The organism is Paenarthrobacter nitroguajacolicus (assembly GCF_029952445.1).
Taxonomy (GTDB): Bacteria; Actinomycetota; Actinomycetes; order Actinomycetales; family Micrococcaceae; genus Arthrobacter; species Arthrobacter nitroguajacolicus_B.
Map to the genome: position 1 here is coordinate 60798 of NZ_JAQPPK010000014.1, position 23573 is coordinate 84370.

General features: G+C 63.2%; 21 protein-coding genes and 1 tRNA gene. 18 read left to right on the forward strand and 4 right to left on the reverse strand.

From position 1 onward, the window contains the following. Positions 1-50 precede the first annotated feature (50 nt). From PJL15_RS12035 to PJL15_RS12120, 18 genes are all read left to right on the forward strand, one after another. Positions 51-1571 (forward strand): ABC transporter ATP-binding protein, encoded by a 1521-nt coding sequence (locus tag PJL15_RS12035; RefSeq protein WP_281451377.1) that lies wholly within the window; start codon positions 51-53, stop codon positions 1569-1571. Next, complete coding sequence (locus tag PJL15_RS12040) at positions 1561-2910, forward strand: ABC transporter permease (RefSeq protein WP_281451378.1); 1350 nt, start codon at positions 1561-1563, stop codon at positions 2908-2910. The genes PJL15_RS12035 and PJL15_RS12040 overlap by 11 nt, the downstream gene beginning before the upstream one ends. Further along, on the forward strand, positions 2907-4196 hold the full coding sequence (locus PJL15_RS12045) for an ABC transporter permease (RefSeq protein WP_281451379.1): 1290 nt from the start codon (positions 2907-2909) through the stop codon (positions 4194-4196). The genes PJL15_RS12040 and PJL15_RS12045 overlap by 4 nt, the downstream gene beginning before the upstream one ends. A gap of 2 nt (positions 4197-4198) precedes the next feature. Further along, positions 4199-4621, forward strand: a complete 423-nt coding sequence (locus PJL15_RS12050) for a cytidine deaminase (RefSeq protein WP_281451380.1) — start codon at positions 4199-4201, stop codon at positions 4619-4621. After that, on the forward strand, positions 4608-5918 hold the full coding sequence (locus PJL15_RS12055; RefSeq protein WP_281451381.1) for a thymidine phosphorylase: 1311 nt from the start codon (positions 4608-4610) through the stop codon (positions 5916-5918). The genes PJL15_RS12050 and PJL15_RS12055 overlap by 14 nt, the downstream gene beginning before the upstream one ends. Before the next feature lie 86 nt (positions 5919-6004). Continuing rightward, the gene (locus PJL15_RS12060) at positions 6005-6655 is read left to right on the forward strand and encodes a DedA family protein (RefSeq protein ID WP_281451382.1); all 651 of its coding nucleotides are present in this window, start codon (positions 6005-6007) and stop codon (positions 6653-6655) included. Between the two features lie 192 nt (positions 6656-6847). Next, positions 6848-7531, forward strand: a complete 684-nt coding sequence (locus PJL15_RS12065; RefSeq protein WP_281451444.1) for a DedA family protein — start codon at positions 6848-6850, stop codon at positions 7529-7531. Positions 7532-7559: 28 nt separating this feature from the next. Beyond that, positions 7560-8702, forward strand: a complete 1143-nt coding sequence (locus tag PJL15_RS12070) for an adenosine deaminase (RefSeq protein ID WP_281451383.1) — start codon at positions 7560-7562, stop codon at positions 8700-8702. Between the two features lie 115 nt (positions 8703-8817). Beyond that, positions 8818-9417 (forward strand): MazG nucleotide pyrophosphohydrolase domain-containing protein, encoded by a 600-nt coding sequence (locus PJL15_RS12075; protein WP_281451445.1) that lies wholly within the window; start codon positions 8818-8820, stop codon positions 9415-9417. A gap of 116 nt (positions 9418-9533) precedes the next feature. Beyond that, a complete protein-coding gene (gene eno / locus PJL15_RS12080; RefSeq protein ID WP_039240289.1) occupies positions 9534-10814 on the forward strand; it encodes a phosphopyruvate hydratase in 1281 nt (426 codons plus the stop codon). Between the two features lie 132 nt (positions 10815-10946). Next, positions 10947-11687 carry an FtsB family cell division protein gene (locus PJL15_RS12085; RefSeq protein ID WP_281451384.1) on the forward strand — a complete coding sequence of 247 codons (741 nt, stop codon included), beginning with the start codon at positions 10947-10949 and terminating at the stop codon, positions 11685-11687. A 68-nt stretch (positions 11688-11755) separates the two neighbouring features. Further along, positions 11756-12448, forward strand: coding sequence for a DUF501 domain-containing protein (locus PJL15_RS12090; protein ID WP_281451385.1), 693 nt, complete (start codon positions 11756-11758; stop codon positions 12446-12448). Beyond that, positions 12445-13401 (forward strand): Ppx/GppA phosphatase family protein, encoded by a 957-nt coding sequence (locus tag PJL15_RS12095; RefSeq protein ID WP_281451386.1) that lies wholly within the window; start codon positions 12445-12447, stop codon positions 13399-13401. Before PJL15_RS12090 ends, PJL15_RS12095 begins: the two co-directional genes overlap by 4 nt. Beyond that, positions 13398-14786, forward strand: coding sequence for a S8 family serine peptidase (locus PJL15_RS12100; RefSeq protein WP_281451387.1), 1389 nt, complete (start codon positions 13398-13400; stop codon positions 14784-14786). Before PJL15_RS12095 ends, PJL15_RS12100 begins: the two co-directional genes overlap by 4 nt. Before the next feature lie 38 nt (positions 14787-14824). Further along, positions 14825-16273, forward strand: coding sequence for an NAD(P)/FAD-dependent oxidoreductase (locus PJL15_RS12105; protein WP_281451388.1), 1449 nt, complete (start codon positions 14825-14827; stop codon positions 16271-16273). Between the two features lie 102 nt (positions 16274-16375). Next, complete coding sequence (locus PJL15_RS12110; RefSeq protein ID WP_281451389.1) at positions 16376-17296, forward strand: N-acetyltransferase; 921 nt, start codon at positions 16376-16378, stop codon at positions 17294-17296. A 21-nt stretch (positions 17297-17317) separates the two neighbouring features. After that, positions 17318-17391 (forward strand) — tRNA-Leu (locus tag PJL15_RS12115). A gap of 223 nt (positions 17392-17614) precedes the next feature. Next, entirely contained in the window at positions 17615-18973 is a 1359-nt protein-coding gene (locus PJL15_RS12120; RefSeq protein WP_281451390.1) for an ABC transporter substrate-binding protein, read from the forward strand. Between the two features lie 238 nt (positions 18974-19211). Here PJL15_RS12120 and PJL15_RS12125 read toward each other — a convergent pair whose 3' ends face one another. From PJL15_RS12125 to PJL15_RS12140, 4 genes are read right to left on the reverse strand one after another with little or no spacing between them, the layout of a single operon-like run. Next, positions 19212-19985, reverse strand: a complete 774-nt coding sequence (locus PJL15_RS12125; RefSeq protein WP_281451391.1) for an ABC transporter ATP-binding protein — start codon at positions 19983-19985, stop codon at positions 19212-19214. Beyond that, positions 19982-21001, reverse strand: a complete 1020-nt coding sequence (locus PJL15_RS12130) for an ABC transporter ATP-binding protein (RefSeq protein WP_281451392.1) — start codon at positions 20999-21001, stop codon at positions 19982-19984. Before PJL15_RS12130 ends, PJL15_RS12125 begins: the two co-directional genes overlap by 4 nt. Continuing rightward, on the reverse strand, positions 20998-21966 hold the full coding sequence (locus PJL15_RS12135) for a branched-chain amino acid ABC transporter permease (RefSeq protein ID WP_281451393.1): 969 nt from the start codon (positions 21964-21966) through the stop codon (positions 20998-21000). Before PJL15_RS12135 ends, PJL15_RS12130 begins: the two co-directional genes overlap by 4 nt. A 9-nt stretch (positions 21967-21975) precedes the next feature. Then, positions 21976-23310, reverse strand: coding sequence for a branched-chain amino acid ABC transporter permease (locus PJL15_RS12140; RefSeq protein WP_281451394.1), 1335 nt, complete (start codon positions 23308-23310; stop codon positions 21976-21978). Between the last annotated feature and the right edge of the window lie 263 nt (positions 23311-23573).

Here is a 23573-nt window from a genome sequence, read left to right on the forward strand (position 1 = left end):
CAACGGCTTGCGGCAGCAAAGTCCCTCGGACTCACAGAACGGTGGGAGTTGTGAAACTCGAATTGAAGGGGATCTCGAAAGCATTCGGGACCTTCTACGCCAACCAAGATATTGACCTCGTGGTTGAATCCGGCCAGATCCATTGCCTCCTTGGCGAGAATGGTGCCGGCAAATCAACCCTCATGAATGTGCTGTACGGGCTGTACGAGCCCACCGCCGGGCAGATCCTGGTGGATGACAAACCCGTGAACTTCCGCGGCCCCGGCGATGCCATGGCCGCAGGGATCGGCATGGTGCACCAGCACTTCATGCTGGTTCCCGTTTTCACCGTCGCAGAAAACGTTGCGCTGGGTGCGGAGCCGACGTCGTTCGGCGGCGTCCTCAGTATCGAGGAAACCCGGAAAAAGATCCGCGAAATTTCCGACAAATACGGCTTCGACGTTGATCCGGACGCCTTGGTGGAGGACCTCCCTGTAGGCGTCCAACAGCGCGTGGAGATCATCAAGGCACTGGTACGGCAAGCCAAAGTCCTCATTTTGGATGAGCCCACAGCCGTGCTCACCCCGCAGGAAACCGACGAACTGCTGGACATCATGCGCCAACTCAAGGCCGGCGGGACGTCCATTGTCTTCATCTCACACAAGCTGCGGGAAGTGAAGGCCGTTTCCGACGTCATCACCGTGGTGCGACGCGGCAAAGTGGTTGGGGACGCCCCTCCCACGGCTTCCGCCACTGAACTGGCCTCCATGATGGTTGGCCGGCCTGTCAGCCTGAGCCTCAACAAAGCCGCTGCACAGCCCAAGGAAACCACGTTCGTCGTGGAAAACCTCACTGTCCGTGCCGCCAACGGGACGAACGTGGTGGACGGCATCAGCTTCGACATTGCCCAGGGCGAGATCCTGGCCATCGCCGGGGTCCAGGGCAACGGCCAAACGGAACTGACTGAAGCGATCCTCGGCATTCAGGAACACGTGACGGGCTCAGTGGTCCTTGACGGGAAGCAACTCCTTGGCCTCCCCGTCAAGGATGTCCTGCGATCCGGCGTCGGCTTCGTTCCCGAAGACCGGACCGTGGACGGACTGGTCGGTCCCTTCTCCGTAGCCGAAAACCTGGTGCTTGACCTCTACGACCAAGCACCGTTTGCCAGCGGCATCAGCATGAAACCTGCCAAGGTGGCCGAACATGCCAAGGCCAAGATCGAGGAATTCGATATCCGGACGCCCTCCGCGGGCTCGGCTGCGGGAACCCTGTCCGGCGGCAACCAGCAGAAGGTGGTCATGGCCCGGGAACTGTCCCGGCCACTGCGTTTGTTCATTGCCAGCCAGCCAACCCGTGGCGTGGACGTAGGCTCCATCGAATTCCTGCACAAGCGCATTGTCGCCGAGCGGGATGTTGGAACTCCGGTCATGATCGTTTCCACCGAGCTTGATGAGGTCATTGAGCTCGCAGACAGGATCGCCGTGCTCTACAAGGGCAAACTCGTGGGAATCGTCCCGGCGGGCACGCCCCGCGACACGCTCGGCTTGATGATGGCCGGCGTCGGCCCGGAAGGAGGCTCCGATGACCAGTAGCAGCGAAGGGTCCACCAAGGACCAAACCCCTGAGGAGTCCACTGCGGAAGTACGGGCAGCAGATGTTGCCTTGGATACTGCCGGCGGGACGCTTGAGCCCTCGATCGTGCCGGTATCGTCCCAGAGCGGGGATACCGGGCACCAACAGGGCAGCCTCATGCGCCGCATCGTGATGGGCAATGGCTTCGTGTCGGTTTTGGCCGTCATTGTGGCGCTCTTCCTCGGTGGCCTCCTGATTGCCAGCACGGATGCCCAGGTAGCCAAAACCGCTGGCTATCTCTTTGCCCGTCCCAGCGACTTCCTGACTGCACTGTGGTCGGCCATGACAGACAGCTACGTTGCACTCTTCCAGGGCTCGGTTTTCAGCCCACGGGAAGGCTTCAAGCCCATCCTCGAGACCATGACGGTTGCCACCCCGCTGATTTGCGCAGGCCTGGGCGTGGCCCTGGCCTTCCGTGCGGGCCTCTTCAACATCGGTGCGCAGGGGCAGATCATCATCAGTGCCACCCTGGCCGCCTACGTCGGCTTCACCTGGCACCTGCCCTTCGGGTTGCACCTTCTCCTGGTGATCATCATGGGCGTCCTCGGCGGTGCCGCCTGGGGTGCGATCGTCGGCATCCTCAAGGCCAGGACCGGTGCGCATGAGGTCATCGTGACCATCATGCTGAACTACGTCGCCTTGTTCCTCCTGGACTTCCTCCTGAACACCTCCGCCTTCCGGCGGCCGGGGGACAACAGCCCCATCTCTCCGCGTTTGGACGAATCGGCCACCTATCCGGTGCTTATCCCGGGATCCCGGCTCCACCTGGGCTTCCTGGTGGCAATCGCCCTCACGTATGGCGTCTGGTGGATGTTGAACCGGTCCACCATCGGCTTTGAGTTCCGCGCCGTCGGCGCCAACCCCATCGCGGCGCGTACAGCCGGAGTGAAGGTGCCCCGTGCCACCATCCTGGTGATGGCCCTGGCCGGTGCCCTCGCGGCCTTCGGTGGCGTGGCCCAGGTGGCGGGCACGGAAAAGGTACTTACCGGTGGCGTGGCAGCGCAGATCGGATTCGACTCGATTACTGTCGCCCTGCTTGGCCGCAGCACGCCGTGGGGGACGTTCTTCGCAGGACTGCTGTTCGGCGCGTTCCGTGCCGGTGCCGTGCAGATGCAGATCCAAACGGGAACGCCCATCGACATCGTGCTGGTGGTCCAGTCCCTGATCGTTCTCTTTATCGCAGCGCCGCCCCTGATCCGATCGATCTTCCGGTTGGAAAGCAAGAAAAAGAAGAAGAACAAGACACCGAAGGCGGCTCCGGAAGCTGCCCTTGCCAATGCCACCGGAGGTGCCAAATGAGCGCGACAACCACCGTTCCACGCTCGGGGTCAACGGCCCTTCCTGCGTTCCGACCCTCGCTGAAGGTTCCCGTTTCACTGGGCGTCCTCGCGCTCATTGCGCTGGTTTTCTTCGGCTTCCTTGGCTCGGACAAGACTGCCGAGATGAAGATCAGCGACGCCGGTGACGCCGTCGCCGTCCCTGCCCTGATGATCCCCGGCCAGGTGGGCGGCATTGTCCTCGGCATCTTGCTGCTGGCCATGGCCGCCTACTCGATCTACCGCTGGACGCAGGGAGAAAAGTCGCCGAAGTGGCTTCCCATTGCCTTTGCCGTGGTGTTTGTTTTCGCCCTTCTGGTGTGGATCGTGGCCGGTGCCCGGCAGCCATCCATATCCCTCGCGGGCCTGGTAGCCGGTTCAGTGACCCTCGCCGTGCCCCTCGTGTTCGGCTCGCTCTCAGGCGTGCTGTGCGAGCGTGTCGGCGTGGTCAACATCGCCATCGAAGGCCAGCTCCTGGGCGGCGCGTTTACCGCAGCCCTGGTAGCCACCATGACCGGCAGCCCGTACATCGGCCTCATTGCGGCTGCTGCTGCTGGGGCGGTCGTCTCCATGGTCCTGGCGGTCTTCAGCATCAAGTACCTCGTCAACCAGATCATCGTCGGCGTGGTGCTCAACGTCCTGGTCTCCGGCCTGACCGGCTTCCTTTACGGCACCCTCATGGTTCCCAACAAGGAGCAGTTCAACACCCCGGGACGCCTCGATATCCTGCCGATTCCGCTGCTTTCGGACATCCCCATCATTGGGCCCATCCTGTTCGAGCAGTCCATCGCCGGCTATCTCATGTACATCGCGGTGGCCGTGGTGTGGTTCGGGTTGTTCAAGACCCGCTGGGGCCTGCGTGTCCGCGCTGTCGGCGAGCACCCGCAGGCTGCCGACACCCTGGGCATCAACGTAAACGCCACCCGCTTCTGGAATGTCACCCTGGGCGGTGCGATCGCCGGTATCGGTGGTGCGGTGTTCACGCTGGTAACCATCGACTCCTTCACCAAGGACATCTCCGGTGGCCGCGGCTTCATTGCCCTGGCTGCCCTGATCTTTGGCCGCTGGAACCCGATCGGCGCGTTCCTGGCGTCGCTGCTCTTCGGTTTTGCCTACAACCTGCAGTCGATCCTGGGCATCATCGGTACCCCGGTGCCCAGCCAGTTCATGGCCATGCTGCCGTATCTGGTGACCATCTTCGCCGTCGCCGGCCTGGTGGGTAAATCGCGGCCACCGGCGGCGAGCGGCATACCGTACGTGAAGGGTTGACGATGCCGGCACTGGATGAAAAACAGGTCGATTGGACCGCCCTGGAAGAGGCCGCGAAACAGGCCATGCAACGCGCCTACGCCCCGTACTCAAAGTTCCCGGTGGGGGCTGCGGCCCTCACCGAGGACGGCCGGATCATCAGCGGCTGCAACGTGGAAAACGCCAGCTATGGCCTGACCCTGTGCGCCGAGTGCGCGCTGGTGGGCCAACTCCACATGACAGGCGGCGGCCGCCTCGCCGCGTTCTATTGCGTGGACGGACAGGGCACCATCCTGATGCCGTGCGGGCGCTGCCGCCAGCTGCTTTATGAATTCAGGGCCCCCGGCATGCAGCTCATGACCACCCAAGGCATTAAAACCATGGACCAGGTACTGCCTGACGCCTTCGGTCCTGAAAACCTGGAGGAAACACGTGACCAGCACTGAAGCGTTCGACGCCGTCCAGATCATCACCATCAAGCGGGACAAAGGCACGCTCACGCCGGAGCAGATCGACTGGACCATCGATGCCTACACCCGGGGCGTCATTGCCGAGGAGCAGATGGCTGCGTTGAACATGGCCATCCTTCTCAACGGCATGGACCGCCAGGAGATCTCGCGCTGGACCTCCGCGATGATCGCCTCGGGTGAGCGGATGGACTTTTCGTGGCTGACAACGCCCGACGGCGGCAGGAAAGCCACCAGCGACAAGCACTCCACCGGTGGGGTAGGGGACAAGATCACCCTGCCGCTGGCCCCGTTGGTGGCCGTGTTCGGCGTCGCGGTACCGCAACTGTCCGGACGCGGCCTTGGCCACACGGGCGGCACGCTGGACAAGCTTGAAGCGATTCCCGGGTGGCGGGCCAACCTGTCCAATGACGAGATCATGGCGCAGCTGCAGGATGTGGGCGCAGTCATTTGTGCGGCCGGATCCGGGCTGGCTCCGGCCGACAAGAAGCTCTACGCACTGCGTGATGTCACCGGAACGGTGGAGGCGATTCCGCTGATTGCTTCCTCGATCATGAGCAAGAAGATCGCAGAAGGCACGGGCTCGCTGGTGCTGGACGTCAAGGTTGGTTCGGGCGCCTTCATGAAGGACCAGGCCCGTGCCAAGGAGCTTGCCGAAACCATGGTGGCCCTGGGCAAGGATGCCGGCGTGCACACCGTCGCCCTGATCACTGACATGTCCACGCCCCTGGGGTTGACTGCCGGCAACGCGATCGAAGTGGAGGAGTCGGTGGAAGTCCTCGCCGGCGGTGGTCCGGAAGACGTCGTCGAACTTACCGTCCGGCTGGCCGAAGAGATGCTGGCCGGTGCCGGCGTCCACGATGCCGATCCGGCAGCAGCCCTCAAGGATGGCAGGGCCATGGATGTCTGGAACCGGATGATCGAAGCCCAGGGCGGGGATCCAAGGGCGTCGTTGCCGGTCGCCAGGGAATCCGAGGTTATCTACGCCCCCGCGGATGGCGTGCTGGTTGAACTGGATGCCCTCTCCGTGGGTGTCGCCGCCTGGCGCCTCGGTGCCGGCAGGGCCCGCAAGGAGGACAAGGTCCAGGCCGGGGCCGGGGTGCGGATGCACGCCAAGCCCGGCGCCCTGGTGAGGGCCGGCGAGCCGCTGATGACGCTCCTGACGGACACTCCGGAGAAGTTCGAGCGCGCAAAGGAAGCCCTCCAGGATGCAGTGGTCATTGCGCCTGAAGGATCACGTCCTGCCCGTCAGCTAATTATCAGCCGCGTCGCCTAGGCTTAAGTGTTCCGGGTTGTCCAGCGGACTGCCCGGAACACTTTTCACCCGGCGCCTGTGGGGGAGCCGCCTACCGTAAGGAAACCGTGCAGGGCATCAACGACTTCATCCTCGCCGCGGCAGAACAGCCGTGGGTGTTGTTCCTGGTGCTTGCCTGCTGCTTGATCGATGGCTTTTTTCCCCCGATACCCAGCGAGTCCGTGGTGGTGGGCCTGAGCGCGGTCTCTGGAAGCAGCGGTTCGCCAAACATCTGGTTGCTGGGCCTGATGGCTGCCCTTGGAGCCTTCTCCGGGGACAACATCGCCTACATCATCGGCAGCCGAATCGGCACGCAGCGCTGGCGCTGGATGCGCCGGCCACGGATGCAAGGCGCCTTCCACTGGGCAGGCAAGGAACTACGACGCCGGGCGGCCTCGCTCATCATGGTGGCAAGGTTCATCCCCATTGGCAGGGTGGCAGTGAACCTGACCGCTGGAGCCACCCATTTCAACCACCGCCGCTTTGTGTTGCTGACGGCAGTCTCGGCCATCCTCTGGGCAACATATTCGGTGGTGCTGGGATACTTTTTCGGCGTCTGGTTCGAGCACAACCACTTGCTCGGTGCCGTCATAGCGATTGTGGTGGCCGTGATCCTCGGCGTCATCATTGACCGCATCATCAGCAGGGTGCGCGGTTCCGTGCCCCTGGATCCCAAAAACATTCCCGAACAGGACGCTCCGCCTCCACCCACGGTATGACGCTGATGGCCTCCCAAGATCAGTCCGCCGGTTGACGCCCCTGGAAAGCCGGACCGATAGCGTTAAGCGTGTGATCCCAAGGCTGGGGCGTAGCGAACGACGTCCCGGCCGTGGGACACTAAGAGCGACTTCGGTCACACTGTCAAGTCATATTCATCTAGGAGCTACCGCCGCGTGGAGTTTTTGAACCAAATGCTCGAGCATGCAGCCGGGCAGCCCTGGATATATCCGGTCCTCCTGGTCTTCTTCTTCATTGACGGATTCGCCACTATCCTCCCCAGCGAAACGGCCATCGTGGGCCTCTCGGCGCTGTCCCTTCACAGCGGAGAGCCCAACCTCTGGATCCTGGGGGCAACCGCCCTGGTAGGAGCCATGGCGGGCGACAACATGGCGTACATGCTCGGCCGCAAGATCGGCCTGACGCGCTGGAAGTGGATGCGGCGCCCCAAGGTGCAGAAGATGTTCGCGTGGGCCCAGTACGAACTGGACAAGCGCGGCGCCGTACTCATCTTCACGGCCCGTTACATCCCGTGGGGTCGTGTGGCGGTCAACTACGTTGCCGGGCAGACCGGATTCCGGCACCGGACCTTCTTCTTGCTGGACGCTTTTGCCTGCGTCACCTGGGTGGCCTATTCCATCGGAATCGGCCTGCTTGCCGGGCAGTGGGTCCACAACAATCCGCTCCTGGGCGTGGGTATTGCTGTTGCCTTCGCTGTGGTGCTGGGCATCGTGGTGGATCATGCGCTCCGCTGGTGGCACAAATACCTCGAGAAAAAGGACCACTCCAAGGAAGCCGCCGCAGCAGCGGAGGCACCCACGGCGGAAAAGTCCCAAAAGGCGATTGTCGGCGTCGACCGTTCCAAGCCTGCTGGCTAAGGTCCGGCCGTCCCCCTACTCTTAGTAGGTGACTGAGCCCATACTTGACGCCGCCCCTGCCCTCGACTTCGATCTGAAGAGCCTGCCCAAGGTTTCCCTTCATGACCACCTGGATGGGGGCCTTCGCCCCGCCACCATCATTGAACTGGCCCAGGAAGTTGGCCACACGCTGCCTTCCACCGACGCCGTTGCCCTCGGTGAGTGGTTCCGCGATTCCGCCGACTCCGGCTCGCTGGTCCGCTACCTCGAAACGTTCGACCACACCATCGCCGTCATGCAGACCAAGGAAGGCCTGTTCCGGGTCGCCAAGGAATTCGTGGAAGACCTGGCAGAAGACGGCGTGGTGTACGGCGAAGTCCGCTGGGCGCCGGAGCAGCACCTCCAGAAGGGCCTGAGCCTGGATGAGGTTGTGGAGGCCGTCCAGACCGGTCTCGAAGCGGGCGTGGACGCTGCGGAAGAGCGCGGCCAGCAGATTCAGGTGGGCCAGCTCATCACCGCCATGCGCCACGCGGACCGTGGCCAGGAGATCGCGGAACTCGCCGTCCGCCACCGGGCCAACGGCGCCGTTGGCTTCGACATCGCCGGAGCCGAGGACGGCTTCCTGCCCTCGCGCTTCAAGGACGCCTTCACCTACCTTGCCGAGAACAACTTCCCCGCCACCGTTCACGCCGGTGAGGCGGCTGGCCTGGAAAGCATCCAGTCCGCTCTGGTGGACGGCCGCGCACTGCGCCTGGGCCACGGCGTTCGGATTGCCGAGGACATCTCGGTGGAGTTCGAGGACAACTCGGACGACGACGGCGAAGACACGGTTGGCATGGTGACCATCGGCAGCGTGGCTGCCTGGGTCCGCGACCGCGGCATCGCGTTGGAGATCTGCCCGTCGTCCAACCTCCAGACAGGCGCCATTTCCGGCTTCGGTGACGGCATTGAAAGCCACCCGGTGGACATGCTCTTCCAGTTGGGCTTCAACGTGACCATCAATACTGACAACCGCCTCATGAGTGGCGTCACCCTGACGGACGAGTTCGAGCTCCTGGTGGAGACTTTCGACTACGATCTCGACGACCTGCTGGAACTGACGCTCAACGCAGCGGAGGCAGCCTTCCTTCCGCTGGATGAACGCGAAGCGTTGGTGGAGTACATCAATGACGCCTACGCCAACCTCGGCTAACGGTTCCAGCCTGCCAAAGCTGCATGGGCCCACAGCAGCCGGGGTACCCGGCCGAGCTTGCGAGGTCGGGGAGCTGCTGGGGACCATTGCCGCACTGCGTGAGCACTGCCCCTGGATGGGTGCACTGACCCATGAGTCCTTGGTGGAGTACTTGATCGAGGAAGCCTACGAGGTAGTGGACTCGATCGAGTCCGGTGCCGTTGACGACGAACTCCGTGGCGAGCTGGGTGATGTGCTGCTTCAGGTAGTGCTTCATGCCCGGCTCGCCGAGGAGCGCGGCAGCTTCGACTTTGAGGCTGTCGCCCGGGACATCAATGCCAAGATGGTCCGGCGCAACCGCCATGTCTTCAAGGCCGACGGTTCCCTGCAGGAAAGCTTCCCGGCCAGCGTCGAGGAAATCATCCTCAAGTGGGATGCCGCCAAACGAGCCGAGAAGCCGGAGCGGAAAGATCCTTTCGAGGGCATTCCGCCGCACCTTCCTGCGTTGGCGGCGGCGCAAAAGTCGTTGGAACGGGCGGCCCGTGCGGGCCTTGCCGCTGACCCCCAAAGCCGCACGGCCGCCGTCGGAATTCCTGTCATCCCTGCTTCGGAAGAGGAGCTCGGTGAGCTGTTGATGGCAGTTGTCGCCGGGGCCCGGGAGCAGGGACTCGACGCAGAACGGGCCCTCCGGGCTGCTGTTCGATCGTTTCAGAACAGCAAGAGCCGGCCTTCATGACGTGAAAGGTTGGAAGTCGTTCCGTAACCTGAGCCACTCTGGACTACGCTAGTAGCGACGAGGACGTTGAGAATTTCCCTCCTCATTCCTGTAATTTGCCCATAAGGAGCACATCCATGGCGCTTATCGATGCCATCCACGCACGCGAGATCCTTGATTCCCGCGGAAACCCGACCGTAGAAGTTGAGGTCCTGCTCTCCGACGGCCAGATCGGCCGCGCAGCAGTTCCCTCCGGTGCTTCCACCGGCGAGCACGAAGCTGTCGAACTCCGCGACGGCGACAAGGGCCGTTACCTCGGCAAGGGTGTCCAGAAGGCCGTCGACGCCGTCATCGACGAGATCTCCCCGGCACTCATTGGCTTCGACGCCACTGACCAGCGCAGCATCGACCAGGCCATGATCGACCTCGACGGCACGCCCAACAAGGGCAAGCTCGGCGCCAACGCCATCCTGGGTGTCTCCCTGGCCGTTGCCAACGCTGCAGCCGCCTCCGCAGACCTGCCGCTGTACAAGTACCTGGGCGGCCCGAACGCACACGTTCTGCCGGTTCCCCTCATGAACATCCTCAACGGTGGCTCGCACGCCGACTCCGATGTTGACATCCAGGAATTCATGATCGCCCCGATCGGTGCCGAGACCTTCTCCGAAGGCCTGCGCTGGGGTGTTGAGGTCTACCACAACCTCAAGGCCGTTCTCCAGGAAAAGGGCCTCTCCACCGGCCTCGGCGACGAGGGTGGCTTCGCCCCCAACCTGCCGTCCAACCGCGCTGCACTGGATCTCATCCAGGAAGCCATCAAGAACGCCGGCTACACGCCGGGCACGGACATTGCACTGGCCCTGGACGTCGCTTCCTCCGAGTTCTTCAAGGACGGCGCCTACCAGTTCGAGGGCAAGGCACTCTCCGCCACGGAAATGAGCGCCTACTACGCCGAACTCGTTGCCGACTACCCGCTGGTTTCCATCGAGGACCCACTGGATGAGAACGACTGGGAAGGCTGGAAGACCCTCACCGACACCATCGGCGACAAGGTCCAGCTGGTGGGCGATGACCTCTTCGTCACCAACCCGGTCCGCCTGCAGCAGGGCATCGACGCCGCCACGGCCAACTCCCTGCTGGTCAAGGTCAACCAGATCGGTTCGCTGACCGAGACCCTGGACGCCGTTTCCCTGGCCCAGCGTTCCGGCTACACCACCATCACCTCGCACCGCTCCGGCGAAACCGAGGACACCACCATTGCCGACATCGCCGTTGCCACCAACGCCGGTCAGATCAAGACTGGTGCCCCGGCCCGCTCCGAGCGCGTTGCCAAGTACAACCAGCTGCTGCGTATCGAAGAGGAACTCGACGACGCCGCACGCTACGCCGGCCGCAGCGCGTTCCCGCGTTTCAAGGGCTAGCCTTCAGCGAAAACAGCTGACCGGTGGCTATGGTGGAAAGACCATGGCCACCGGTTCTGTTTAAGGCTGGCCAGGTTCGAAAGCAAGCGCTGCAAACCCCGCCAGGCAAGCACCGGGCATTACAGGAGTGTCATGGCCACCCGTCGACCAAAAGTACCCAGGGCCGACGCCCTTGGCCGTCCTGCAGGCGCAGGCCGTCCTGCCGGGACGCCCGCTTCCGGCCGTCCCTCCTCCCAGGCTTCCGCGGACGCCGACATCATCACGTTGGGTGCCACGCGCAGCAGTGATACTCCGTCGACTAAATCGTCGACTAAACCGTCGACGACGGCGGGCGGCACCTCAGTGCCCGGGCAAGGCGGCAAAGCCGCGACGGGTGCCACGAAGGCAAGTGGCAACAAAAGTGGGTCCGCAAGCAAGGGCGGCTCCGCGGGTAAGCCACGCTCGACGCGCCCGGGGGACAGGGACTCCGACAACCTCGATCCCGTGCCTGCAAAAGCTTTTTCGGGCCGGATGCTGGCCCTTGCCGTCGTGATGATTGCCATCACTATCCTTTTGGCACCCACAGTGAAGATTTTCCTGGAAAAGCGCGCCGAAATCTCCGCCTTGGAGGCCGAGATAGCCAGCCGGAAAGCCGAGCAAACGGAGCTGAACAAGCAGATCTCCCGGTGGCAGGATCCCAACTATGTGAAACAGCAGGCCCGAGACCGCATTAACATGGTTATGCCGGGTGAAACGGGCTACTGGGTGTTTGGCGGGGAAGATGCCGCCGGCACGCCGGGTGGCCGCACCGGCTCCGGATCAACTGCAAACCCGGAGAATCTGCCGTGGGTGGATGCTCTCTGGGAGTCCATCAGACGATCGGCAACTGACTAGACGCGGCGCCCACCGCCGTCGTGTCCGCATGGGACACGGCAAAAAGGGCAGGAAGGTTGGCAGCGCAAGTGGAAGAGAACACGGCAGCCGTGCCGCAGGAATCCCGCCAGCCATCAGCACATGATCTCGAGGTCCTCAGCCGCCAGCTCGGCAGGCCAGTGCGGGATGTCGTTGAGATCCCCGCACGCTGTGTGTGCGGGAACCCGCTGGTAGCGGCAACGGCGCCCCGGCTCAGCAACGGGACTCCGTTCCCCACCACCTTCTACCTGACCCACCCCGTCATCACGTCCGCTGTGTCGCGGCTTGAAGCAGGGGGGCTCATGAACGAGATGAACGATCGCCTGACCGGCGACCACGAACTGGCGGAGGCCTACCGGGGCGCCCATGAGGCCTATCTGCAGGCCCGCAACGACATCGCGGACCGCTCCGGTACAGGCGCCGTCCCTGAAATCGACGGAATCTCCGCAGGCGGCATGCCCACCCGCGTGAAGTGCCTCCATGTCCTGGTGGGCCACTCCCTGGCTGCCGGTCCCGGCGTGAATCCGCTCGGCGACGAAGCCCTGGAAGCCATCACCGAATGGTGGACCAAGGACCGCTGCTACTGCGACGGCGCCTGGGACACTGCTGGCGAAGCCCCCTCCCGGGACTTGAGCCGCCACGGCCCCCAGGGACTGCCGGACATCGTTGGCCGCCCCGCGCCGGTGCGAAAGTCAAAATCCGGGGAATCCGCAGAATCCCCGGCAGAAGAGGGAACCGCATGACCCGCGTGGCCGCCATCGATTGCGGAACCAATTCCATCCGCCTCCTGATCGCGGACGCCTCCGAAAGCGGGGCACCCGGGCCGCTGTCCGACGTCGTGCGTGAAATGCGCGTGGTCCGGCTGGGCCAGGGCGTCGACGCAACCGGTGAGCTTGCTCCCGAGGCCCTGGAGCGCACCTTCGCAGCGGCTGGCGATTACGCGGACCTCATCCGGGAGCACGGGGCCGAGCGGGTGCGCTTCGCGGCCACGTCCGCTACCCGTGATGCCCGCAACCGACAGGTCTTCGTTGATGGCATCCGCGGGCTCCTGGGCGTCGAACCCGAGGTCATCAGCGGTGACGAGGAAGCTGCGTTGTCCTTTGCCGGAGCCAGCAGCGCTCTGCCCGCAACCGGAGAGGACCCCATCCTCGTGGTGGACCTCGGTGGCGGAAGCACGGAGTTTGTCCTGGGCGACTCGGCCGGCGTTATCGCTGCGCGCTCCGTTGACATCGGATGCGTGCGGCTCACCGAACGCCACCTCCGCAACGATCCGCCTACCGCCGCGCAAATTGCCGCCGCCGAAGCCGATGTCGATGCCGCCCTCGACCTTGCCGCACAAACCGTCCCCCTTGGGCGCGCCACGGCCGTGGTGGGGGTGGCCGGCTCCGTCACCACCATCACCGCACACGCGCTGGGCCTTAGCGAATACCAGCCGGAGCGGATCCACGGCGCCTCCCTGGACCTCGTGACCATCAGCGACGCGTGCACCAGCTTGCTCGAAATGACCCGTGCGGAACGTGCAGCGCTTCCCTACATGCATCCAGGCCGCGTTGATGTCATCGGGGCAGGCGCTTTGGTGTGGCGTCGTATCCTGGCCCGCTTGGGCGAGGTCAGCAATGGCAGCATCCGTACAGCCGTTTCCAGTGAGCACGACATCCTGGACGGTATTGCGCTGAGCATCCGGGACGCTGCATGACGGTGCCGCACCGCCGCGCCATCTCCGCCGCGCTTGCCGCCATGCTGGCAGGGGGCGCGCTCCTTGGCGCCTTGGCAACGGCTCCGGCCGCTGCTGCCGATGCCTGGCGGGACAAGGAGTTCTGGCTCAAGGATTCCGGCGTTACTGCCGCGTGGCAGGTCTCCAAGGGCGCGGGGGTCAAGGTGGCGGTTATCGATAGCGGTGTCGATGGCAACCACCCGGACCTCAAAGGTGCCGTGACGGGCGGGACAGATGTCTCCGGAGCCGGTGCACCCAATGGGCAAAAGAGCATCGGTGCCAAGACAGAGCATGGGACGCTGGTAGCCACCATGTTGGCCGGCCGCGGCCACACGACGCCCACGCCGCCGTCGGCTTCCGCCTCGCCCACCGCGTCCGCAGCGCCCACCACCCCTGCATCCGGGGGACCGGACGGGACCATTGGTGTGGCACCCGAGGCTGAAATCCTTTCCGTCTCCACGTGGCTTGGCTCGCCAAACCCTGGAGGCAAGACAGACCAGGAACAGATTCCCGACGCCGTTCGCTGGGCCGTGGACAACGGGGCGAAGGTCATCAACATTTCCCTTGGCAGCACGTCGCCGGACTGGCCTCAGAGCTGGGACGCAGCGTTCCTCTATGCGGAGCAGAAGGACGTGGTGATTGTGGCCGCCGCCGGGAACAGGGTGGGTGGCAACATCCAGGTGGGCGCTCCGGCCACCATTCCCGGCGTCCTTACGGTTGCAGGCCTCGACGGCGAGGGCCGCGCCAGCGTCGACTCATCGTCCCAGGGCATCAGCATCGGTGTGGCTGCCCCGGCGGAGAACCTCGTGGGCGGTCTTCCAGGCGGCGGGTACGCCGAGTGGGCAGGAACATCGGGAGCCGCGCCCATCGTCTCCGGCGTGGCAGCCCTCATCCGTTCCAAATGGCCGGAAATGAGTGCCAACCAGGTCATCAACCGGATTGTCAGTACCGCGAAGGACGCGGGCGCTCCGGGCAAGGATCCGTTGTACGGTTACGGCATCCTCGACGCCGAGGCCGCTCTCAAGGGTGACGTCCCCGCCACCAGCAGCAATCCACTGGGCTCCATCGCGGACTGGATCCGGGTGCATCGGCGCGGTGTCCTCAGCGAGCCTTCACAAGCACCGGTTGCCAGTCCCACCAGTGCCGCGCCAACGTTGGCCGATCCGACCGTTCCCGTCGCGAAGACTCCAGCGACTGTCGACGAGGCCTTGCCTGCCGCCGTCGTGCTGGGTTTTGGAGCCCTTTTCGTCGCCTTGGTGACAGGAGCGGCGATCCAGCTGCGGAAGGTGTCCAAGAACCCTCCAGCCGTGCCTGAAGAGGCCGATACCGGCACCTTTGCGACAGTGGATCCGCCCAGCAAAACGTAGTTAGTGAAGATTTTCACAAAGTGTTGTACTCTGGACACATGGCAACCACCCCAGAGCTCATTGACCGTCCCCGGGTTCTCGTCGTCGGCGGCGGCTACGTCGGCCTGTACGTAGCACTCAAACTGCAGAAGAAGATCGCGAATGCAGGTGGCATCGTCACCGTCGTTGATCCGCTGCCCTACATGACTTACCAGCCGTTCCTCCCCGAGGTGGCTGGTGGCAACATCGAGGCACGCCACGCCGTCGTCTCGCACCGTCAGCACCTGAAGCAGACTGAGCTCATCCAGGGCCGCGTCACTGGCATCGACCACGCAAACCGCACTGCGGTCGTGGCGCCCTCGGATGGCGGCGAGCCCTTCGAGATCCCGTACTTCGATGTAGTCATCGCAGCCGGTGCCATCACCCGTACCTTCCCCATCAAGGGCCTCGCGGACAAGGGCATCGGCCTGAAGACCATCGAGGAAGCCGTTGCACTGCGCAACAAGGTCCTGGAGCGTATTGAAGCCGCTTCCACCATGACCGATCCCGCAGAGCGCGCCAAGGCACTGACCTTCGTGGTTGTCGGTGGCGGCTTTGCCGGCATCGAGTGCCTCACCGAAATGGAAGACCTCGCCCGTGCAGCGGTCCGCAACAACCCGCGCGTCCGCCAGGAAGAAGTCCGCTTCGTCCTGGTTGAAGCAATGGGACGCATCATGCCCGAGGTCACCGCTTCGCAGGCAGAGTGGGTTGTGGAGCACCTCCGCAGCCGCGGCATCGAAGTACTCCTCAACACCTCCCTGGACAGCGCCGAGGACAACCTCAAGCTGATCAACCTGCCGGACAAGACCTCCGCCGGTGAAGTCGAAGCCGACACCCTGGTGTGGGCTGCCGGCGTGCAGGCCAACCCGATGATCCGCTCCACCGACTTCCCGCTGGAACCGCGTGGCCGCGTCCGCGTCCTTCCTGACCTGCGCATCGCAGGCGATGAAGGCATCATCGAGAACGCCTGGGCAGCCGGCGACATCGCCGCTGTTCCGGACCTCACGGGCAAGGGCCTGCCGGACGGCACCTGCGTCCCCAACGCCCAGCACGCACTTCGCCAGGCCAAGAAGCTCGCCAAGAACCTGTGGGCTTCCCGTTGGGACAAGCCGCTGCACGATTACAAGCACAAGAACCTTGGTGCTGTTGCCGGCTTCGGCGAGTGGAAGGGTGTTGCCAACATCAACCTCCTGGGCCGCATCGGCCTCAAGGGCGGCCTCGCCTGGCTCGCACACCGCGGTTACCACGGTATGGCCATGCCGACCGTCGAACGCAAGTTCCGCGTGATCTTCGGCTGGATCCTGTCCTTCTTTGCCGGCCGCGACACCACGCAGCTGATCGATCTGGACAACCCGCGCGGTGCCTTCGTTGCCGCAGCAACCCCGGCTCCCAAGCCGGCCGCTGCACCGGCGCCTGCGCCTGGGAAGTCTGCCGAGGACAAGACCCCGGTAACTGCTGACGCCAAGTAGTACACGCCCGACGGCGGCTGCTCCCCTTGAGGGGAGTGGCCGCCGTCGGCGTTTAATCGGCGTTTAAGCCCTGAGGCGCATCCGGCTCCTTAGACTGTTGCCATGCCCGGCGAAACTGATCTGACCACCTTGCTCGCGTCGCTGCACCCCGTGGTGCGTGATGGTGACTACGTGTATGCGCTCTGGCCTCATGGCCGCCCGGTGGAGGGTGCCATCGAGGCAGCGGTCCGCGAGGCCGAAGGGCTGACGGTAGTCCTGCATCGGGAAGAAGCGGACAGGCTCGGCCTCAGCTATGACTTTGTGGCCGCATGGATCACGCTTCAGGTCCACTCTGCGCTGGAAGCCGTTGGGCTGACCGCTGCGGTCAGCGCGGCGCTCACGCACGCAGGAATCAGCTGCAACGTCCTCGCCGGCTTCCACCACGACCATTTGCTGGTGCCCGTCGCGGATGTATCACGGGCGATGGAGGTGCTGCGGCTGCTGGCACAGGGGGTGGTGCTGCGGTCGGAGCGGGCCGACGACCGGTCCGAAATCCTCGAACTGACGGCGCGGGCGTTTTCCGTCTCGCCCGTCACGGGGGAGCCGGTGGAGGGTGTCCCGATCGAGGTGATCCTGTTGCGGGAGCTTTTTGAGTGCAGCGAGTACATTCCGGAACTTAGCATCGTGGCTGAAATCGGTGGGGACATCGTGGGCCATGCCATCAGTACCCGCGGCTGGATAGGGGAGCTGGAGCTGCTGGGTCTTGGCCCCATCGGTGTGCTGCCCCCGTTCCAGGGCCGTGGCATTGGTTCAGCATTGATGCGCGAGACCATGGCCCGGGCTGTTGCCCTTGGCGAGCCGGGTATTGCGCTGCTCGGCAGTCCGGCCTACTATCAGCGCTTCGGCTTTGTGCCGGCGAGGTCTTTGGGCGTGGAGCCTCCCGAAGCCGTGTGGGGAGACCACTTCCAGCTATTGGCGCTGACGGACTGGCCCGACGGCGTCCAGGGTACCTTCCGGTATGCCGAACCGTTCAACGGGCTGTAGCTGGGATACCATGGTCCGGGCGCCCCAGTAGCCCAATTGGCAGAGGCAGCGGACTTAAAATCCGCGTGTTGTGGGTTCGAGTCCCACCTGGGGCACGGCGGGCAGGTGAGACCGCGATCTCCCTTCCCGAGTACGTGCCTCTTCTTCAGCGCAAATTCCCAGTGACCTCGTAGATTCCCCACAGGCAACGAGTGTTATAGGGATGTGACCTGAATCACTTATGTTCGCCGATCAATTGCACTAGTTTGAGTCTTAATCAGGAACACCTGAGTAATCGCATCAAAGGCAGTTCGCACCTTTCGATCGAGGAGACAACGAATGTTTGATCTTTCCCCAGCGGCGCCCCGAGCCGCCAAGCTAACAGCGCTTGGCATTGGGGTCGCCCTTTTGGCCACAGCTTGTGGCGGGTCTTCGACGCCGACACAGACTGGGTCTACCTCCGCCTCAGCGGCGGCAGGTATCTCCTGCCCGGCACCCAGCGGCGGAGCGGGAGCCGGCAACAGCCAGGCTGCCACCAATTCGGGATCTGTACCACCCTCGACCACCACCACGTCCACACCACTTAAGCTTGGTTCGCTCCTGCCGACAACGGGGTCGCTGGCGTTCCTCGGCCCACCCGAAATCGCCGGCGTGAACCTCGGCATCAAGGAAGTCAACGACGCCGGTGGTGTCCTGGGCGCTCCGGTTTCTGTGATCCACCGCGACTCCGGTGACACCAAGACCGACATTGCGACGCAGTCCACCACGGCCCTTCTCGGCCAAGGCGTGAGTGCCGTTATTGGCGCTGCTTCCTCGGGTGTTTCCAAGACGGTCATCAACCAGATCACCGGTGCCGGTGTCATCCAGTTCTCGCCTGCGAACACGTCGCCTGACTTCACCACGTGGGACGACAAGGGCCTGTACTGGCGTACTGCACCCTCGGACGTCCTGCAGGGCAAGGTCCTTGGCAACTACATGGCCACCTGTGGCGCCCAGACCGTGGGCATGATCGTCCTCAACGACGCTTACGGCACCGGACTCCAGAAGAACGTCAAGGAAGCCTTTGAGGCAGCCGGCGGCAAGGTTGTAGCCGAAGAACTCTTCAACGAAGGTGACTCCCAGTTCAGCAGCCAGGTGGACAAGGTCCTGGCAGCCAAGCCGGATGCGATTGCCCTGATCACCTTCGACCAGGCCAAGAGCATCGTTCCGCTGATCACCGGCAAGGGCATCAAGCCCACGCAGCTGTTCATGGTGGACGGCAACACCTCGGACTACAGCAAGGACTTCCAGGCGGGCACCTTGAAGGGCGCGCAGGGAACCATCCCCGGCACGTTCGCCAAGGACGACTTCAAGAAGAAGCTCCTGGCAATCGACCCGGCCCTGAAGGATTACAGCTACGCAGGCGAGTCCTACGACGCCGTGAACCTGATCTCACTGGCTTCAGAGGCCGCCAAGAGCACCAAGGGTACGGACATCGCAGCCAAGCTGAAGGAAGTCTCTGAAGGTGGCGAGAAGTGCACCAGCTTCGCAGCTTGTGTCACGCTGCTCCGCCAGGGCAAGGACATCGACTACGACGGCCAGTCCGGTCCCGTAACGTTCTCCGACGCCGGTGACCCCACCGAGGCGTACATCGGTATCTACGAATACCAGGATGACAACACCTACAAGCCGGTCCGCGAGGAGTTCGGCAAGCTCTAAGCCGAACACTCCCGAGCAACCAGAAACAGGTCCCCTTCCTCATCAGGAAGGGGACCTGTTCCGTTAATGCAACGCGGGGTCAGATATGGCCCATCCAGGGGCCAAACATGGGCCATAAGTGACCCCGGGTTGTGGGGAGGTTCAACGGGCAAGGTGGCTGTGCACACAGCAACGCGGGGTCACTTATGGCCCGTTGGGAGACCCAACATCGGCCATAAGTGACCCCGCGTTGCTTTGGCTAGACCTCGTCGGCCAGGGTGCCCAGGTACAGCTGGATGACCTTGGGGTCCTTCATGAGTTCCCGGCCAGTGCCCGTGTAGGCGTCCTTGCCCTGGTCCAGGACGTAGCCGCGGTCGCAGATCTGGAGGCAGCGGCGTGCGTTCTGTTCCACCATGATCACCGAGACACCGGCACGGTTGATTTCGTGGACGCGGAGGAAGGTCTCGTCCTGCTTGACGGGGGAGAGGCCGGCGGATGGCTCGTCGAGCAGCAGCACCGCCGGGTCCATCATGAGCGCCCTGCCCATGGCCACCATCTGGCGTTCTCCACCGGACAGGGAACCTGCCCGCTGGGCGCGCCGCTTGGCCAGCTCCGGAAAGAGGCTGGTGACAAAGTCGAAGCGCTCGGCGAAGACCTTGGGGCGCTGGAACATCCCCATTTGCAGGTTCTCTTCGATGGTCAAAGTGGCAAACACATTGTTGGTTTGTGGCACGAAGCCCACGCCTTGGGTGACCAGCTTGTTGGCCTTCAATCCCGTGAGGTCCTGCCCGCGCACCACGACCGTGCCAGAGTGCACCTTAACCAGGCCGAACATTGCCTTCAGCAGCGTAGACTTGCCGGCGCCGTTGGGTCCAATGATGCCGATGAGTTCGCCTTTACGGGCTTCGATACTGCAGCCGTTGAGGATGTTGACGCCGGGAATGTACCCCGCAACGAGGTTGGTGACCTTGACCACCGAGTCGCCTGTGGGGGCGGGAGCCGGAGCCGGCATGGCGCTGGTGCTGCTGCTCATTTCCCCTCCTCTTTCCTGGGTTCAGTGGGTTCGGTGATCTCCGACAAAATGCCCGCATCTTCCGTTCCGACCACGGACTCGTCGTCGGCTTCAAGTTCTGCCTCAAGTTCCTTGATGCCTTCAGCATCGCCAAGGTCGACGTCATGATGGGCGCCGAGGTAGGCATCGATAACGGCAGGGTTCTTCATGACTTCCCCCGGGGGACCTTCTGCCACGACCTTGCCTTCGGCCATGACCACCACCCAGTCGGCGATGTGGCGGACCATGTTCATGTCGTGCTCAACGAAGAGGACGGTCATGCCTTCGGCTTTGAGGTTCTTGATGTGGTCCAGCAGTGATTGGGTCAGGGCCGGGTTGACGCCGGCCATGGGCTCATCGAGCATTACCAGCTTGGGCCTCACCATCAAGGAGCGCGCCATCTCCAGGAGCTTGCGCTGACCACCTGAGAGTGATGCGGCGTAGTCATCCTTCTTGGCATCCAGCTTGAATTTCTCCAGGAGGATGTTGGCCTGGGCCGTGATCTCCTTTTCGCGACCTCCCCACATGCCCTTGAACAAGGCCTTGGAAAGCCGTTCGCCAGGTTGGTCGGCGGCACCCAACCGCATGTTCTCCATGACGGTCAGTTTGCCCATCACCTTTGTCAGCTGGAAGGTCCGGACCATGCCCATCCGCGCCACCTTGTAGGAGGAGACGCCAGCGAGGCTGTTGCCTTCGAACTGCCACTTGCCGGTGTTGGGAGTGTCAAAGCCTGTCAGAAGGTTGAACAGGGTGGTCTTTCCTGCGCCGTTGGGTCCGATCAATGCCGTGATCTTGTGGCGGGGAATCTCAAGGTATTCAACGTCCACGGCATTGATGCCGCCAAACGAACGCGTAACGTCCTCAGCCACCACGATCGGGTCACGCTTCTTGCAACCTGGAGTGTTTTCTCCGACGGCGATGGGCCGCGAATCAGTCATGTAGTCGATGTTTTCGGTGTTTTCGGTGTTACCGATATTGTTGTCGTTGGTCTCACTCATGCGAAAGCAAGCTCCTTCTTATTGCCGAACACGCCTTGCGGGCGGAAGATCATCAGGAGCATCAGCGCTACGCCCACCAGGATGTAGCGGAGCTGGCCGGCCTGGACTGTGGTCAGCCACGTGACTGCCCCTGATTCGATGAGGCCGTAGAGCAGGCTCTGGGTCAGCGAGAGCACGACCCAGAAGATCATTGCCCCGATGACCGGCCCCAGGACGGTGGCCATGCCGCCGAGCAGGAGGCAGGTCCACAGGAAGAACGTCAGTTCCGTACCGTAGTTCGACGGTTGGACGGCGCCGCGGGGGAGCGTGAAAATCATGCCGGCCAAAGCGCCCAAAATGCCACCGATAACCAGTGCCTGCATCTTGTAGGAGTACACGTTCTTGCCCAGTGACCGGACAGCATTCTCATCCTCGCGGATGCCCTTCAGGACGCGGCCCCACGGGCTGCGCATCAGCAGCCACACCAGGACGCAGCACACGATCACCAGGCCCCAACCCACGACGCGGATGAAGAAATCGCGGTTGTTCATGCCCATGTAGGACCCCTCGGGGAACGGGTTCATGGCGTAGAAGGTGTTCTCGAAGGCAGCCAGGCCGTTGGCGGAGCCGGTGACTTTGGTGAGCTGGTTGGTGGTGACAACGTACCGGACAATTTCGGCGGCTGCGATGGTGACGATGGCCAGATAGTCGGCCCGTAGCCGGAGGGTGGGGATACCAAGGATGAAGGCGAAGATAACTGAACAGACAACCGAAATCAGCAGGGCGACAAAGAACGGTGCGTTGAAGGTCAGCGTGGAGATGGCGAAGCCGTAGGCGCCCACTGCCATGAAGCCTGCCTGGCCAAAGTTCAGCAGGCCTGAGTAGCCGAAGTGCACGGCAAGGCCCAAAGCGGCAAGCGCGTAGGCCGCCGTCGTCGGGCTGAACAATTCACCAAGGGCGCTGGAGAAAATAAATCCGAAATCCATGGCCCGCTCCTAACCCACACGCTCACGCCGGCCGAGGATACCCTGCGGTCGGAACAGAAGGACAACGATCATGATGAAAAGGGCTCCAACGTACTTGAGGTCGGCAGGAAGGCCGAAAACAGTGGTCAGTTCCACGAAGATGCCGACGACGATCGAACCGATCAGGGCACCGAAAACAGTGCCCAATCCACCGAGCGTCACACCCGCGAAGATGAGCAGCAGGATCTGCGAGCCCATGTCGAAGGTGACGCCCGGCCGGTAGTAGGCCCAAAGGATGCCGCCCAAGGAAGCAAGGACGCCGCCGACGATCCAGACGATGCGGATGACGGAGTCGACGTCGATGCCGGAGGCTGCCGCGAGTGCGGGGTTGTCGGCCACAGCGCGGGTGGCCTTGCCCAGGCGGGTCTTCAGCAGGATGAAGCCGATCAGGGCGATCACAACGGCACTGATGACCAGCGACCACAGGTTGTTGGGGGAAATGGAGACCGGACCGATCTGGATCTCAGCGCTTTGTGCTCCTGGAAGCTGCTGTGTTGCGCCGCCGAAGAAGAACTGGATGACGTAGCGGATGGCCAGCGCAAGGCCGATGCTGACGATCATCATGGGGACCAGGCCGGAACCACGCTTCCGCAGGGGCCGCCAGAGTCCTGCGTCCTGAACGTAGCCGAAGAGTCCGCCACCAACCAGGGCCAGCAGGATTGCCAGCCAGAAGGGGAATCCGAAACCGTTGAACATGAAAACGAGTACTGCGCCGAGGGTGACCATCTCGCCGTGGGCGAAGTTGGTAAGGCCCGTGGTTCCGAAGATCAATGACAGTCCCACCGCGGCCAACGCCAGCAGAAGGCCGAAGCTCAGCCCAGCCACCAGGCGGTTCAGGAGGTTCTGGCCAAAGTCCTGTTGCTGGACCACGATGCCTTTGCCGAAGGCGAAGATCACCGACAGGTTGGACGTCTGGCTGAACGTGACGTTCCTTGGATTTTCCTGTCCATCCGCGAGCTTGATACCGTCCGGCAAGGTGGAGGTGTCGAGCTCAACGGTGTAGGTGCCCTGGACGGGAACGCCGATACTCCAGGCGCCATTCGCTCCGGAGGTGGCTTCACCTTCGAATCCGTTGCCAGAGGCCTTGATCTTGACGCCAGGAATGGGGGCCCTGGTGTCATCGCGGAGGAACCCGCTGATGTTGTCCTGATAAGTAGTGGGTGATGGCGAAGGCGAGGGGGTGGTTGCCTGTGCCGAGGGGGCGGCGATCAACAGAGTGGCGATCAGCGCTGCGAACAGTGCCCCCACGACTCTCTGCAGTCCCTTGGACCGTCTCTTGGACGGGTCGCGCAGTGTGCTTCTCAAAATGGAAACCTCCACAGTGGGGGTGGTCCCGACTGCGCCATTGCAGCCGGTGCGAACGGGTCATGGGGCTTGTGAACAGTTCTTGCCTAGCTGCCTCTATTGTGATCTAAGTCACCCATGTGTGGCCTATGTTACAGCTCGTCGGGCCGAATAAATGCCCAGTTCCTTCGGTGCAAAGATCGCGATCAGGTAACAACTGTGAAGCTATAGGCAACCTCCGATTCAGGCAAGGCCTATGCAACATTTGTTGTGTGGCAGTGTGC

Coding starts and splice junctions, on each gene's coding strand:
- PJL15_RS12085 (WP_281451384.1), top strand. CDS start 10,947: ATGGCCACCCGTCGACCAAAAGTACCCAGGGCCGACGCCCTTGGCCGT.
- PJL15_RS12050 (WP_281451380.1), top strand. CDS start 4,199: ATGCCGGCACTGGATGAAAAACAGGTCGATTGGACCGCCCTGGAAGAG.
- PJL15_RS12075 (WP_281451445.1), top strand. CDS start 8,818: ATGGGTGCACTGACCCATGAGTCCTTGGTGGAGTACTTGATCGAGGAA.
- PJL15_RS12040 (WP_281451378.1), top strand. CDS start 1,561: ATGACCAGTAGCAGCGAAGGGTCCACCAAGGACCAAACCCCTGAGGAG.
- PJL15_RS12095 (WP_281451386.1), top strand. CDS start 12,445: ATGACCCGCGTGGCCGCCATCGATTGCGGAACCAATTCCATCCGCCTC.
- PJL15_RS12045 (WP_281451379.1), top strand. CDS start 2,907: ATGAGCGCGACAACCACCGTTCCACGCTCGGGGTCAACGGCCCTTCCT.
- PJL15_RS12100 (WP_281451387.1), top strand. CDS start 13,398: ATGACGGTGCCGCACCGCCGCGCCATCTCCGCCGCGCTTGCCGCCATG.
- eno (WP_039240289.1), top strand. CDS start 9,534: ATGGCGCTTATCGATGCCATCCACGCACGCGAGATCCTTGATTCCCGC.
- PJL15_RS12065 (WP_281451444.1), top strand. CDS start 6,848: ATGCTCGAGCATGCAGCCGGGCAGCCCTGGATATATCCGGTCCTCCTG.
- PJL15_RS12120 (WP_281451390.1), top strand. CDS start 17,615: ATGTTTGATCTTTCCCCAGCGGCGCCCCGAGCCGCCAAGCTAACAGCG.
- PJL15_RS12105 (WP_281451388.1), top strand. CDS start 14,825: ATGGCAACCACCCCAGAGCTCATTGACCGTCCCCGGGTTCTCGTCGTC.
- PJL15_RS12135 (WP_281451393.1), bottom strand. CDS start 21,966: ATGGATTTCGGATTTATTTTCTCCAGCGCCCTTGGTGAATTGTTCAGC.
- PJL15_RS12130 (WP_281451392.1), bottom strand. CDS start 21,001: ATGAGTGAGACCAACGACAACAATATCGGTAACACCGAAAACACCGAA.
- PJL15_RS12110 (WP_281451389.1), top strand. CDS start 16,376: ATGCCCGGCGAAACTGATCTGACCACCTTGCTCGCGTCGCTGCACCCC.
- PJL15_RS12125 (WP_281451391.1), bottom strand. CDS start 19,985: ATGAGCAGCAGCACCAGCGCCATGCCGGCTCCGGCTCCCGCCCCCACA.